Here is a 14511-nt window from a genome sequence, read left to right on the forward strand (position 1 = left end):
ACAATTCAAGAAGATAGCAAAAATCGAAGGTAAGTAAAATAAAATCATGCGATCTAGAGTCTGTTGACAATTCTATTTATCCAATTTCTCGAAAATCCCTACGTACTGCGGCTTGTCCGCGGTATCCACAAGATCCCTGGATGACGCGGACAAGCCGCGTCACGTAGGCCCTTGTAGAGCAATTGTCAACAGATCTAAATCAACCCCCTTCTCCCTGCACAGCAACATCAGGTTCCGTTTTAGCAAACATAAACGTCACAGCAAGCACAAAAAAATAGATGATACCTACCAATGCACAAAACATTGCAAAAACAATGTTGTTATGAGCGCTATATAAAACATTTGCCACTTCAATGCCTCCTGCCTGGAGACACATGCCTACCAACGTCATAAAAGCGGAGGTAGTGCCTTTACCAACTGAGGTGGAAAAGAGAATCAAACGATTGAGAGGTGCTGTCGCCACCCCCAAACCAAAGAAATACACAAGCAACCCTGGCATCAACCATAAAAAATCACTGCCCATAAGTAAAGGTAGAATCATGACAAACAATAGGCTAATGCTCGAAGTAAGAGAGCCTATTAATAAGATTTTTTTTAAAGATCCATGATAAGTCAGTTTCTGCAGAAACCAATTCCCAGCAATGGATGCAGCAAACAAAGGCATTTGCCATAGGCCATATTGTATGACAGATAGCTTGGCCTCATTTATCAGAATCACAGGCGCCAAGGCTATCCAGATGATACATGGGAGACCTAATAATCCTAGAGCGACGGAGCCAAAGAACACTGAAGGGTTGAATAATAAATTTTTATAGTTGATAGCGACCATCTTCGGAGCTAAGGAGATGGGTTTGATTTCCTCTCCATTGGTTTTTGTTTGGCCGACAGGCTCAGGCATAAATCGCCATAAACCCCATAAGGCAAATAAAGCCATCGCACCAATAATGACAAAGATTAAACGCCAATTATAATAGTGGACAAAGATAGCTCCCAATAGCGGTCCAATCAGTGGCGCCAATATAGCCGCATTCGCCATGATGGCTATTAATCTTACGGCATCCATTTCAGCAAAGATTTCTTGCAAAGTCGCATAACCAATGACAGCAATAAAGCACAGCCCCATGCCTTGAAAAAAACGTGCCAAAAGAAACTGCTCAATGGAGTTCGAGCAAGCGATTAATATCGTACAAACGAAGAAAAATGAAGCCCCAAAAATCATGACGGGACGACGGCCATAACGATCAGAGATTGGGCCTAAAAACAATTGCAAACTAGCCCCACCTAAAATATACGCTGTTAGTGAAGTCGCTATAGCCGATTCTGGCCCCTGGAAGGAGTCAACAACCTGGACCATACCAGGCATGATCATGTCATTAGCAATATAAGTCAGAAATTCATAAAGAACTAAAAAAGCAGCAAAAACGAGTGCTTGCTTACGACTTATGTTAATTAAAGGTTGGGACATAATTTTCTCTAAAAACTAAAATTTTTTCTGTAGGACCCAACATGCTGCTTGTTGGGCCAAGGCCCAACCTATGTTTGCTCAACAATAACTTCCTTGAAAAAATACAATATGTGAGCATAATGACCAATTGACAGGCAAAATTTTTATGCTATATAATGCATGCCTTCTTTAACGTCACGGACTCATGATGAAAAGAACTATTAAAACGATAACCCACATTTTAATAGCAATCACCACTGCCACATTTTTTTCCTGTCCATCGTTCTCTGAGCCTAACAACCTAGCCCTTTTAAAACATGAGATCAGGCGGTATCACGATTCAGGCTTATATGAAAAAGAGCTGAAACAAGTTTTATCCCAGGCACAGGATTATATTCTCAAACAAGTAAAGATCAATAAACATCGAGAAAATCCGCAAAAATTAGCCATTGTCCTTGATATTGATGAAACAAGTCTCAGTAATTACACTAAAATCACCCTCCGTGATTTTACGAACAATCATAAGCAGATTCATCAAGAGATATTGGCTGCAAATTCACCTGCAATCCCTGCAACCTTAACGCTCTATCATGCTGCCCAAAAAAATGGGGTTCATATTTTTTTTGTTAGCGGTCGTGTTATGTCGGAACTTAAAGCCACACGCAATAATCTATTACGCGCTGGATTCGCAAATTGGGCAGGTCTTTATTTACGTCCTGACAATTATCATCAAGCTTCTATTATTCCATTCAAGACAAGAGCTCGTAAATCAATCACAGACCAAGGTTATACGGTCATTGCCTCTATTGGGGATCAATATAGCGATTTAGAGGGAGGATATACGCAGAAAGTATTTAAATTGCCTAATCCTTTTTACCATATTTCTTGATGGGATTAGAATCTGTTAATATTCACTAACTTCCCCCTCACCCGCCGCGCTTAAGCGCGTCGACCTCTCCCACAAGGGGAGAGATCTTCATACTTGAAAGAGGGTATGGTGTCAACACCTTAGTATTCAACATCCACAATTTCATACTCCACCATACCACCAGGAGTTTGGACTGTCACCGTATCATCTACCAATTTGCCTATTAAGGCGCGGCCGATAGGCGAGCTATAGGAAATTTTATTTACTTTAATATCAGCCTCATCCTCGCCAACGATTTGATACTGAATTCTAGCCTCTGTTTCAATATGGCACACATGAACGATTGCACCAAAAACAACTTTGCCGTTATTAGGTAATTTGCTGATATCAACAATTTGAGCATTAGCAAGCTTGGCCTCAATTTCTTTGATACGTCCTTCATTGAAACTTTGTTGCTCACGGGCAGCATGATATTCAGCATTCTCTTTTAGATCACCATGTGCGCGAGCTGTAGCAATAGCCTCAATAATCCGAGGCCTTTCTACCGTTTTTAATCGATGTAATTCCTTTTTAAGCGCTTCTGCACCTTTAACTGTCATTGGATGCTTGTTCATACTAACCTCTAATGTAAATCCTGCAATCGAGTTACTGTTTCTCGATCTTCATATTTCATAGCTAAACACGCTGCTTCTGCACCAGATAAAGTAGTAGTATAGCTAACCTTATGCTGTAATGCATTGCGTCTGATGGCAAAAGAATCAGCGACAGCTTGCTTACCTTCCGTTGTATTAACAATGAAATCAATTTCATTATTTTTAATGAAATCTACCACATGAGGTCTTCCTTCGGCTACCTTAAACACTCGTCGGCATTCAATGCCTGCTGCCTGCAATACTAAAGCTGTTCCTCGAGTAGCAATGATTTCAAAACCTAACTCAATGAGACGTTTAACAATCTCACCCACTCGTGCTTTATCAGCATCACGAACAGAGACAAAGGCGCGTCGTCTTTTTACGATATTACAACCCGCTCCCAATTGCGCTTTCGCATAAGCCTGCCCAAAGCGTCTCGCGATCCCCATCACCTCACCGGTTGATTTCATTTCTGGTCCTAAAATGGAATCCACACCAGAAAATTTAATAAATGGAAAAACAGGAAGCTTGATGGAATAAAAAGCAGGCATAGGGTAATTCATGGCTAAGCCTTGTTCTTTTAACGTTTGCCCTACTTTGCAGCGAGCAGCTATTTTTGCGAGGGGTAAACCGGTTGCCTTGGAAACAAAAGGTACAGTCCGTGAAGCCCGAGGATTGACCTCAAGAACATAAATATCGTCTGCTTGGATAGCAAATTGGGCATTGATCAGACCAACAACACCCAACTTTAAGGCTAATTGGCGAATTTGTTCTATCAAATCCTGTTGCACCACCACACTCAAACTAAACGGTGGCAAGGTACAAGCGGAATCACCAGAGTGAACGCCAGCTTGTTCGATATGTTCCATGATGCCACCGATTAATACGTCCTCACCATCACAGATGGCATCAATATCTACTTCAATCGCATCATTAAGAAACTTATCTAATAACACGGGTGAATCATTTGAAACAGCTACCGCATTAGATAAATACTGACGCAAATCCTCTTCTTGATACACGACCTCCATCGCACGTCCTCCTAGGACATAAGATGGTCTAACAACCAAGGGATAACCGATCCGTTTAGCAAGCTCAATGGCTTCAGCTTCACTGCGAACCGTTCCATTTACAGGTTGATGCAAATTCAGCTCTGATACCAATTTCTGAAAGCGCTCTCTGTCTTCAGCTTGATCGATAGCATCTGGTGAAGTGCCTATAATAGGCACCCCATTTAATTCTAGATCACGCGCCAATTTAAGTGGGGTTTGACCGCCGTAATGAACGATCACACCTGTTGGTTTCTCGATAGCAACAATAGAGAGAACATCCTCAAGTGTTACCGGTTCGAAATAAAGACGATCGGAGGTATCAAAATCCGTTGAAACTGTTTCTGGATTACAATTGATCATGATGGTTTGATACCCAGCTTCTCTTAAAGCCATTGCGGCATGTACACAGCAATAGTCAAATTCAATTCCCTGTCCAATGCGGTTGGGTCCACCACCCAAAATGATAATTTTTTTCTTGTCTGTTTCTGGTCTTGCCTCACATACTGTTTCATAACAAGAATATAGATAAGCCGTGTCACTAGGGAACTCTCCTGCACAAGAATCAATCCGCTTGTACACTGGTACTACTCCAAGATCTAAACGGTAGGAGCGTACCTGTTCCTCCGTATCATTGAGCAAGCGAGCAAGGTAAGCATCAGAAAATCCGCGGCGTTTAAATTGTCGCATGGTGGCTTTGCTAATGTCTGTAAGAGAGGTGCCATGAATCGTATTTTCTAACAGCACCAATTCTTGAATTTGCGCAAGAAACCAAGGATCTACCTTACTTTCTTGATGAATTTCTTCCAGTGATAAATCGTTGCGAAAAGCATCAGCAATGTACCACAATCTATCTGGTGTGGGTTCACGTAAATGACCTCGCAAGCGTGCCATATCTCCCTTATGGAATAGTGGCTCCAGACCCGTGCGACCAATTTCCAGACCTCGAATCGCTTTTTGTAATGATTCCTGAAAATTAGAACCGATAGCCATTACCTCCCCCACTGATTTCATTTGCGTCGTGAGGATATTTGATGTTTGCGGGAATTTATCAAAATTGAAACGCGGTATCTTCGTGACGACATAGTCGATAGTAGGTTCAAAAGAAGCTGGTGTTTTACCGCCAGTGATTTCATTTGCAAGCTCATCCAAAGTGTAACCGACTGCAAGCTTGGCAGCTATTTTAGCAATAGGAAAACCAGTTGCTTTGGAGGCAAGTGCTGAACTTCGTGAAACCCGCGGATTCATTTCTACAATCAACATACGACCATCGTCTGGATTAACTGCAAATTGCACATTAGAGCCTCCGGTATCAACACCAACGGCTCTTAAGACTTTGATGGCAGCATTTCGCATGCGCTGAAACTCTTTATCAGTCAAGGTTTGTGCGGGAGCCACAGTAATTGAATCCCCGGTGTGTACCCCCATGGGATCGAAGTTTTCAATAGTACACACGATGATACAGTTATCGTTTTTATCGCGTACCACTTCCATTTCATACTCTTTCCATCCAAGTACTGACTCATCAATTAACAGTTCATGAGTAGGCGATAACTGCAAACCACGAGAGCAAATTTCTTCAAACTCTTCACGATTGTAGGCAATTCCACCACCACTTCCACCCATGGTAAAAGACGGACGTATGATGGCCGGAAAACCTAATTGCGCTTGCACCTGAAAGGCTTCCTCCAAGCTATGAGCTATTGCAGAACGAGGCATGTCTAAGCCAATTTTTTTCATTAATTGACGGAACTTTTCTCTGTCTTCTGCCTTGTCGATAGCTTCACGTGTAGCCCCAATCATTTCCACCGAATACTTAGCTAATACTCCTTCGCGAACCAAATCTAAAGCACAATTGAGTGCTGTCTGGCCACCCATCGTGGGCAGCAGAGCATCAGGCCGCTCTTTTTCAATAATGCGTGCAACTTCTTTCCATTGAATGGGTTCAATGTAAGTAGCATTAGCAAGCTCTGGATCAGTCATTATTGTCGCTGGATTCGAATTAACTAAAATAACTCGATAACCTTCTTCCTTAAGAGCACGAACTGCTTGGGTTCCTGAGTAATCAAATTCACAAGCCTGTCCTATGACAATGGGGCCTGCACCAAGAATCAGAATGGATTGAATATCAGTTCGTTTTGGCATAGCGACTACAAAATAAAGAATAAAATGGCCTATTTTACCGAGTTTTGCCTAAAGATTATACCCATTTGTTTAATTTTAGCAGTGGATTTATTTAGTATGCTTGTTAAGGGCACTATCCCTCATCTCAAAAAATTCAACAGCTTGTCCCTGTCTCTTCTACACATCTCTGAAAACCCAGTCCAGCTCTGCTCTCCGACGTCCCGCGGCTTGTCCGCGGGATCTAGGAGCACGGCACTAAAACACTGGACCCCGCGGACAAGCCGCGGGGCGTAGGCAGAGATCAGATGATGTTAGTATTACTACCGGAATTAACTTCTCGCATAATCATGGTGTAGTTTACTCCACCACGTCCCTAATAATTCGTGCAAGGCGATACTTAAGTAAAAGAGGTTATAGGGATTTGGAAGAAACATCTTCCTCCAACGCTCATCATCCCAGAAATACGTATAATCGGTGGGTGCTGGTATGGGATGTAATCCTTGGGCTAAAAAGAGTTTCATAGAACGAGGCATGTGAATTGCTGACGTGACTAAATAGAAACGTTCCTCATGAACTAAGGGTTTGATCGCTTTCGCTTGATCGGCTGTATTGATGGAAGTGGTTTCCAGTATCATGTCCGTAGCAGGAATAGCAAACCATGAAGCAATTTGTGCCAAGCGTTGAGCCTCCGGTGTCTCAAAACCATATCCACCACCAGACAACAGCAATTTAGCTCGCGGTAATTGTCGATATAAACGCACACCTTCTAGCAAACGCTTAAGACTCGCAGAACTTAAAAGAGTATTGACTGGCCTATCTCTCACTTCCGATTGTCCACCACTTAAAACCACCACCCAATGAACATCAGGATCAACTTTTTTTATTACAGGATATCGGTCCTCAAGTTGGTGAGTCAAAGTACTTGGCAACCATCCAGTACTAAAAATAAGCAATAAAACCAATACCAATAAAAACCCCCAACGAACAATACGCGTGTTCCCACATAGCCAAAGCAAGGCCAAAAGAAAAGCAAATAGCAACAAACATACAAAGAAGGGATTTAATATGGTTTCCAGCAAATGACGAATAACCATCACTTCACTCTGCGCATTAAATAGAGGCCCAGTAACGCAAATAAACAGGTTGGACCAATAGCACCAATTTCAGCAGGCAACTGCAACACTTGACTGATTGGACCAAAAAAACGGTTAACGATATGAAAACCAAATCCCACGGTTGCTCCGGCAACTATCTTGGAGCCCATCGTAGAGGAACGCAATGGTCCAAAAATAAAGGGTATAGCAAGCATCATCATTACCGCCGTAGTTAAAGGTTGCATCAGGCGTTGCCAATAAGCCAACTGATAATTTAAGGCACTCTGATGATTTTGTTTTTGTGCCCGCACATACTGACCTAATTCACGTAAAGTCATTTCATCAGGTTCATTGCTGCTCACCCGAAGAATATTGGGCTTGACTGATACATCCCAAATCATATGCGGCAGCCTCCGTGCGACTGTCTTATCATCATCAATCATGGTCTCCGCCACATCGTATGCTTGCCATTGATTATTGGCATAGGTAATTTTTCCAATTTTCCGCGCAAGACGCATATGATGGTTTTTATCAAAATGGAACTGATAAACATTTTGTAAGACATTGCTTGATAGAATAGTGTCTATAGCAATGAAATCATCTTTATTACGTAACCATACCCCATAGGCCGTCCGCAACGCTTGACCTCCATTCAAAGCCTGCATTTTCTGATCATTGCCCCAATGTGCCAGTCTGGGCACAACAGTTTCACCGATGACAGTGACGAGAACGATTAGAATCAAAGCCGCTTTTAGTACGCCCAATGTAATTTGCGCAATGGACATGCCAGCAGCCCGCATTACCACCAGCTCTCGATTGTTAGCTAAGATGCCCAAACCAATTAAACATCCTAACAAACTGGCTAAAGGGAAGAATAAATAAACTTGGTAAGGCACTTGTAACAGAACATAGATGGCGGTTTGCACGATACCAAAATCAGCTTTACCAAGATTATCTAATTCATTAACAAAAAGAATAAAGACTTGCAAACCAATGAGCAGCAATGTGACCAAGGCAATCGCAGACAGTACACTCTTGGCGATATAGCGATCCAATAATCTCATGATAGCTTTATCCGATTACGCCAAATTAAAAACAAACCAATTATCACCACGACAATATGTAACCACCATAAGCCAATCCATAAGGGGATCTTACCAGCTATCAACCAATCGCGAGAAACAAACATGAAATTAGCATAGATAATGAAAAGTACAATTGCCGGTAAGAGTTTTGCATATTTTCCTGAGCGTGGATTTACTCGACTTAAGGGAATAGCGATTAAGGTCAGGACGAAGACCATAATAGGCATCGACAATCGCCATTGTAATTCAGCGGCTTTGCGCAAATCCGAATTTGCAAAAGGAAGTAACTTTGCTGTAGGCAGCATACGAATATCTCTCTGCATTAAAGTCAAAGTTGGGTGAGGAAGCCGAACCTTATATTGTTCAAATTGCGCTATCTGATAATCAGCTTGTCCCGGTAGACCTTCGTATTCACTGCCTTGCCGCAGAACAACATAGTCTTCATAGGTCTTAGAATCAGTCTCTGCGAAAGCGTGCTCCGCCCAAAGAATGTTCCACTGTGGCTGATTTTCTTTAGTGACCTTACGAGCCAGAAATATATGTTGGGCGTCGGTATGATTGCGATTCATGGATTCAACATAAAAAACCTGCTTACCCCCCGCAACCTGCCGGAATCGACCTGGAACAATGGTCTGAATCAAGGTTTGCACCCCAGATGTGCGCAACAGTTTTGTCCTTTCTTTGGCAATAATGGGATTCACCCACAACACAATGATAGTCACTATCACACTCACCACAGCTGCCATAATAAAACTGTGTTTGAATAATTGTGAGGGTCCGTAGCCACAAGCTTGCAAAACGGTCATCTCACTTTCTGCATACAAACGACCATAAGCAATTAATAAAGACACATAAAACCCAAGTGGCAGTAACAAGCCCATAAGATTAGGGAGCTCCAACATCATCAATCTCATGATAACCATGCCAGGAATACTGCCAGCAGCTGCACGATTTAAGTATTGTACAAACTGGTTACTCATAAAAATGAGCAATAAAATAGCCGTCAACGCAATTAACGTCGTAAATACTTCTTTGGCTAAGTAACGAAAAATTAACAACTTGTCTCCAAAATGCCTATGGTACTACGGGTGAGGTGGAATTTGACAACTCACAGCAATCATCATTTTTGCGATTTTAAAACATTTTCTGAGTTTTGTCCTTTAAAGGCTTATAGTAGAATGACAGCAGACCACTAGATCCCAATGGCATTAAGTTAATGGATTTTTCTATTCTCGAATTACCGCGTCTTGACCGCGGTATCCATACCCAGATTGACATGATGGACCCCGCGGTCGATGCCGCGGGGATTCGAGAACACTTAGCGCCATGACACTAGATCCTAACCCACAATAGGAAAATAAAAATGAATTATGGACTCGCTGAAAGCCCCAGTCTAAAAGCTAATGACGGCTTGATCTTAGGGCTCTTCGCAGACACAACCTTCAGTGATTTTGCGAAAACACTTGATAAACAATACCAGGGACTCATTAGTCGATTATTTGCCAATCTTAATGAAGCGGGTGACTGGGTATGGCAAGGTGACCTTGATGGTCACCATTTTATGTTGCTCAATTGTGGGAAAAAATCAGAATTCACTGCAACCGGCCTGCGTAAACGTTTAAATGACATAGCAACTGCATTGATAAAACAACGGGTTAAATCAGCTACTATTTGCTTGCCGCAGGTTATTGATCGCTCTGCAGACTGGCAAATTGAGCAAATGATTTTACAAATTGATGCTCGACTTTATCAGTCCTTGGCTTTTAAAACCAAGGATAACAAGCCCCATCAACTTGAGTCAGTGCAATTTTATTTAGCTGATTCCACCACCAAAGCGGTAAAGACAGCCAAATCCATTGCAGAAGGTATTAAATGCACTCGTCACCTTGCGGATTTACCCGCCAATATCTGTACCCCGACTTTTTTAGGGGAAAAAGCTATGGAATTGGCGCAGCAACATGACTATTTATCCACTAAAATCATGGGTCCAGAGGATATGCGCTCCATGGGTATGGGCGCACTCTTGGCAGTAGCCCAAGGAAGCAATCAGGAACCACGTTTGATTGAAATGCATTATTGCGGTGGTGGCGACTCCCCTCCAATCGTTCTGGTTGGCAAAGGTATTACTTTTGATTCGGGTGGTTTATCGATCAAGCCTGCCAATGCCATGGATGAAATGAAATATGACATGTCAGGCGCTGCAAGTGTATTCGGCACAATTAAAGCTTGTGCATTGCTGAAACTCCCAGTGAATGTGATCGGTATCATCGCTAGTGCAGAAAACATGCTTAGCGGTTCAGCGGTAAAGCCAGGTGACATTGTTACTTCAATGTCTGGACAAACCATCGAAATTTTGAATACCGATGCCGAAGGTAGATTAGTTTTGGCGGATGCATTAACCTATGCTGAGCAATTGGAACCAGCCTTTGTCATTGATATCGCAACATTAACAGGAGCAATGGTCGTAGCACTGGGCTACATCACCACGGGCTTTATGACCAAGGATGAACAATTAGCAACACAAATTCTTGCTGCTGCTAAAGACGCTGATGATAAAACCTGGCGAATGCCCTTGGATGAAGCCTATGAAGAAGCTCTGGAGAGCCCAATGGCGGATATGATCAACGCTTCTTTTGATCGTGCTGCAGGAGCAATCACAGCGGCTTGTTTTCTCTCACGTTTTACTAAAAAATACCGTTGGGCACACTTAGACATTGCTGGCACGGCCTGGGTTACAGGCAAGAACCGCAATGCCACCGGTCGTCCTGTTCATTTACTCATACAGTTATTACGCCATGTCGCCAGTTCGCATTGATTTTTATTTATTAAGCAGCAAAGAAAGTAATGCACGTTGGCTTGTTGCTTGTCGCCTACTTGAAAAAGCCTACCTTCGAGGTCATCGTGCCTTTGTTCATTGCGGGAACCAACAAGAAGCTCACACCATTGATGAACTCCTATGGACGTTTAAAGACAACAGCTTTATCCCACATAACTTGCAAGGGGAAGGACCTGAACCACCCCCACCCGTACAAATTGGTTATCAGGGGCAACCACGAGGATTCGATGATATTTTGTTAAATTTAAGCCCTGAAATCCCATCATTTTATTCGCGTTTTCGGCGAATTATGGAAATTGTGGTTAATGATGATGAGGCCAAAGAATTAAGCAGAAAACATTATCGAGAGTATCGCGCAAAGCAATGCGAAATACACACACATGAGATCATTTAGCGCTTGGAGAATAGGTCTTCAACAAATAATGAGCAACTGCCCGCAAACCCATTGCTTCTCCCCCTTCAGGCTTACCGGGTTTGCTACCAAGATTCCACGCCATAATATCGAAATGTACCCAAGAAATAGAGGCAGAGATAAAGCGTTGTAAGAATAAAGCAGCGGTAATCGCACCTGCAAACGGTGAATCGCTTGCATTAGCTATATCTGCATGTGTTGAATCCAACATGGATTCATAACCACTAAAAAGCGGCAAGCGCCATATAGGATCATTCACGTCATGTGAGGATTCAGCCAACGCTTGTGCTAACTCATCGTCATTACAAAACATAGCTGCCATTTCGGTTCCCACTGCTGCACGAGCAGCACCCGTTAGTGTCGCAAAATCAATCAATAATACAGGCTCTTCTTCACAAGCTTTTACAATCGCATCAGCCAGAATCAAACGCCCTTCGGCATCGGTATTATCTACTTCCACTGTTAAGCCGTTGCGCATTTTTAAAATATCACCCGGTCGAAATGCATTGGGACCGATGGCATTTTCCACCGCTGGAATCAAAACTTGCAAACGAATAGGCAAATTTTGTTTCATGATCCATTGCGCTAAACCAATGACATGAGCGGCTCCGCCCATGTCTTTTTTCATCAAACGCATGGCAACAGCCGGTTTAACATCCAATCCGCCACTATCAAAGCATACACCCTTGCCAACTAGACTAATCTTAGGATGGTTTTCATTCCCCCAAGTTAAACTCAGCAACCGCGGTGCCTGAGCTGATGCTTGGCCAACAGCATACACGGCAGGAAAATTGTTTTTTACCAACCCCTCACCGATCCATTGCTCAAAAGTAGCGCCAAAATCTCTAGCTAAATTTGCCAATACAGTCCCGAGTTCTTCTGGACCTAAATCATTCGTTGGCGTATTAATTAAATCACGCACAAGAAAAATGGCATCAACTTCATCAAGAAGAGCAGGCAGATGATCGTCTTTCACCACGAGTCGGTTGGGTATGATGTCCTGTTTTTTGTATTTAGTAAAACGGTATTGCGCAAGCGCCCAATTAATCATCGCCGTTTGTGATAAATTTTCCTGCGGTAGATAGCTGCCATAAGGTAAACGGCAGGCAGCACAGGCCATGGCTAAATTTTTGTCGTTGTTCCCTGTTCCGACGTACGCTTTTGCAATATGTCCCTCAGCATCGGTAATCGAACAGATATCACCTGGGTTGCCTTTAAACTGTTGTAATGAAAATGCATTTCGCTCTGAGGGAGCTAATTCTAATCCCTTTTCCCATTGGGCTTGGGTTATAAAAAATAAAGGCACTGCTTTTTCAGGGAAACATTGATAAAAAAGGTTTGCTTGCATAAAAATTACTCCTTCACCTGGCCACGAAACTGAGCCGGATGCACCCCAACCAAGCGCAAGGTTACAAAATAAATAATAACTGCCATAAACACGTGACCGAGCAACAAAGATAAACGCCAGAAAGCTGATTGTGCTAGCCAATAGTTACTTTGACCTGCCATGAAAAACAAATAACCAGCAATGGCAACATTAGCTAACAATAATTGCAATATAAACTTCAGCCATCCAGCAGAGGGTTGGTAGACTCCGCGACGTACTAATAAAAAGAGCAAAACACCGCTGTTGACGTAACCTGCTAAGGCAGAAGCTAAAGCTAATCCAGCATGTGCTAAAGGCCAAATCAGCAATAAACATAAAAAGCTATTGATAATCATCGCCAGAGCACCAACTTTTACTGGTGTTTTAATGTCCTGGCGAGCATAAAAACCAGAAGCAAGAACCTTGACCATCATGAATGCTGGTACACCAGAACCAAGAGCAATGAGACTTTTTTGTGTTTGCATCAAATCATACGGTGTAAATTCACCATAAGCAAAACAACTAGCAATTAAAGGCATAGAAAACATCGCCAATCCTAAACCTGCAGGTATACCAATCAATAAAATTAAGCGTAAACCCCAATCCAAAGCTCGTGAATATTTCTCGCTACTTTGTTCCGCATGACGCCGCGACAGATGGGGTAAAATAACGGTTGCGATTGCAACACCGAAGACCCCTAAAGGAAAATCGGTTAAGCGGTCGGTGTAATATAACCAGGTCACACTTCCTACCTTCAAAAATGAAGCAAAAATGGAATCCACCATTAAATTGAGTTGCGCAATGGAAACACCAAATAATGCAGGAACCATTAATTTCAGAACCCGTTTCACACCTGGATCACTCCAAGTCAATTTAGGCCTAACAAGCAATTTGCGATGATACAAGAAAGGCAGTTGAAACAAGAGTTGTGCAATCCCAGCAATCAACACTCCCCAGGCCAAGCCAACCACTGGTTGCTCCAAGTGAGGACATAAATAAAGTGCCGCCAGAATCATGCTGATATTCAATAATACTGGAGTAAAGGCAGGTACACCAAAATAGCCGTATGTGTTGAGGACAGCTCCAGCCATAGCCGTTAAAGACACTAACATGAGGAAAGGAAAGGTCAAGCGCAGCATTTCAGTAGCCAACACTGAGCGCACACTCTGCTCTCCGAAACCAGGAGCAAAGATCCAAATAATGATTGGAGCACCTAAAACACCAACGATAGTTACTAAAGAAAGCACGGCTCCCAATTGACCGGCAATACGAGCTACGAATTCACGTACCTCGGTGAAACTACGCTTTTGTTGATACTCGGCCAGCACCGGAACAAAGGCCTGTGAAAAAGCCCCCTCCGCAAATAAACGACGCATAAAATTTGGGATGCGAAAAGCCACATAAAAAGCATCCATACCAGCCTGTGCGCCAAACAATTGAGCAATTACCATGTCACGAATAAACCCTACCACGCGTGAGAGCAACGTCATCACCGAGACAAGTGTTGTTGAGCGTAAAAGCGTTTGTCGTTTAGGTATCATCTGTTCAATTGCAGACATGGCGCAAACAAATAAAAAAAGAATGCCTATGATATACCTTCA

11 protein-coding genes are annotated in these 14511 nt (G+C 42.7%); 3 read left to right on the forward strand and 8 right to left on the reverse strand.

All coding sequences use genetic code 11. From position 1 onward, the window contains the following. Positions 1–199: 199 nt before the first annotated feature. The gene (locus CKV79_RS09845) at positions 200–1465 is read right to left on the reverse strand and encodes an MFS transporter (protein WP_028372681.1); all 1266 of its coding nucleotides are present in this window, start codon (positions 1463–1465) and stop codon (positions 200–202) included. Between the two features lie 187 nt (positions 1466–1652). Here CKV79_RS09845 and CKV79_RS09850 point away from each other — a divergent pair, with 187 nt between their 5' ends. Beyond that, a complete protein-coding gene (locus CKV79_RS09850) occupies positions 1653–2333 on the forward strand; it encodes an HAD family acid phosphatase (RefSeq protein WP_028372680.1) in 681 nt (226 codons plus the stop codon). Positions 2334–2452: 119 nt separating this feature from the next. On the opposite strand, the gene greA is transcribed toward CKV79_RS09850, so the two are convergent. The 5 genes from greA to lptF form a co-directional block, all read right to left on the reverse strand. Beyond that, positions 2453–2926, reverse strand: a complete 474-nt coding sequence (gene greA, locus CKV79_RS09855) for a transcription elongation factor GreA (protein ID WP_028372679.1) — start codon at positions 2924–2926, stop codon at positions 2453–2455. Positions 2927–2934: 8 nt separating this feature from the next. Beyond that, positions 2935–6138 carry a carbamoyl-phosphate synthase large subunit gene (carB, locus tag CKV79_RS09860; RefSeq protein WP_028372678.1) on the reverse strand — a complete coding sequence of 1068 codons (3204 nt, stop codon included), beginning with the start codon at positions 6136–6138 and terminating at the stop codon, positions 2935–2937. 308 nt (positions 6139–6446) lie between these two features. Beyond that, on the reverse strand, positions 6447–7211 hold the full coding sequence (locus CKV79_RS09865; protein WP_035915101.1) for a YdcF family protein: 765 nt from the start codon (positions 7209–7211) through the stop codon (positions 6447–6449). Then, positions 7211–8275 carry an LPS export ABC transporter permease LptG gene (lptG, locus tag CKV79_RS09870; protein ID WP_028372676.1) on the reverse strand — a complete coding sequence of 355 codons (1065 nt, stop codon included), beginning with the start codon at positions 8273–8275 and terminating at the stop codon, positions 7211–7213. Before lptG ends, CKV79_RS09865 begins: the two co-directional genes overlap by 1 nt. Further along, positions 8272–9354 carry an LPS export ABC transporter permease LptF gene (gene lptF, locus CKV79_RS09875; protein ID WP_028372675.1) on the reverse strand — a complete coding sequence of 361 codons (1083 nt, stop codon included), beginning with the start codon at positions 9352–9354 and terminating at the stop codon, positions 8272–8274. The genes lptG and lptF overlap by 4 nt, the downstream gene beginning before the upstream one ends. Positions 9355–9659: 305 nt before the next feature. On the opposite strand from lptF, the gene CKV79_RS09880 reads away from it, so the two are divergent. After that, positions 9660–11111, forward strand: a complete 1452-nt coding sequence (locus CKV79_RS09880) for a leucyl aminopeptidase (RefSeq protein WP_028372674.1) — start codon at positions 9660–9662, stop codon at positions 11109–11111. Then, positions 11092–11526, forward strand: a complete 435-nt coding sequence (locus CKV79_RS09885; RefSeq protein WP_028372673.1) for a DNA polymerase III subunit chi — start codon at positions 11092–11094, stop codon at positions 11524–11526. The genes CKV79_RS09880 and CKV79_RS09885 overlap by 20 nt, the downstream gene beginning before the upstream one ends. Here CKV79_RS09885 and CKV79_RS09890 read toward each other — a convergent pair. Beyond that, positions 11519–12892, reverse strand: coding sequence for a leucyl aminopeptidase family protein (locus tag CKV79_RS09890; protein WP_028372672.1), 1374 nt, complete (start codon positions 12890–12892; stop codon positions 11519–11521). The two genes, CKV79_RS09885 and CKV79_RS09890, sit on opposite strands and share 8 nt — an antisense overlap. 5 nt (positions 12893–12897) lie before the next feature. Further along, positions 12898–14469 (reverse strand): murein biosynthesis integral membrane protein MurJ, encoded by a 1572-nt coding sequence (murJ, locus tag CKV79_RS09895; RefSeq protein WP_028372671.1) that lies wholly within the window; start codon positions 14467–14469, stop codon positions 12898–12900. Positions 14470–14511 lie beyond the last annotated feature (42 nt).

The organism is Legionella lansingensis, from assembly GCF_900187355.1.
GTDB lineage: Bacteria > Pseudomonadota > Gammaproteobacteria > Legionellales > Legionellaceae > Tatlockia > Tatlockia lansingensis.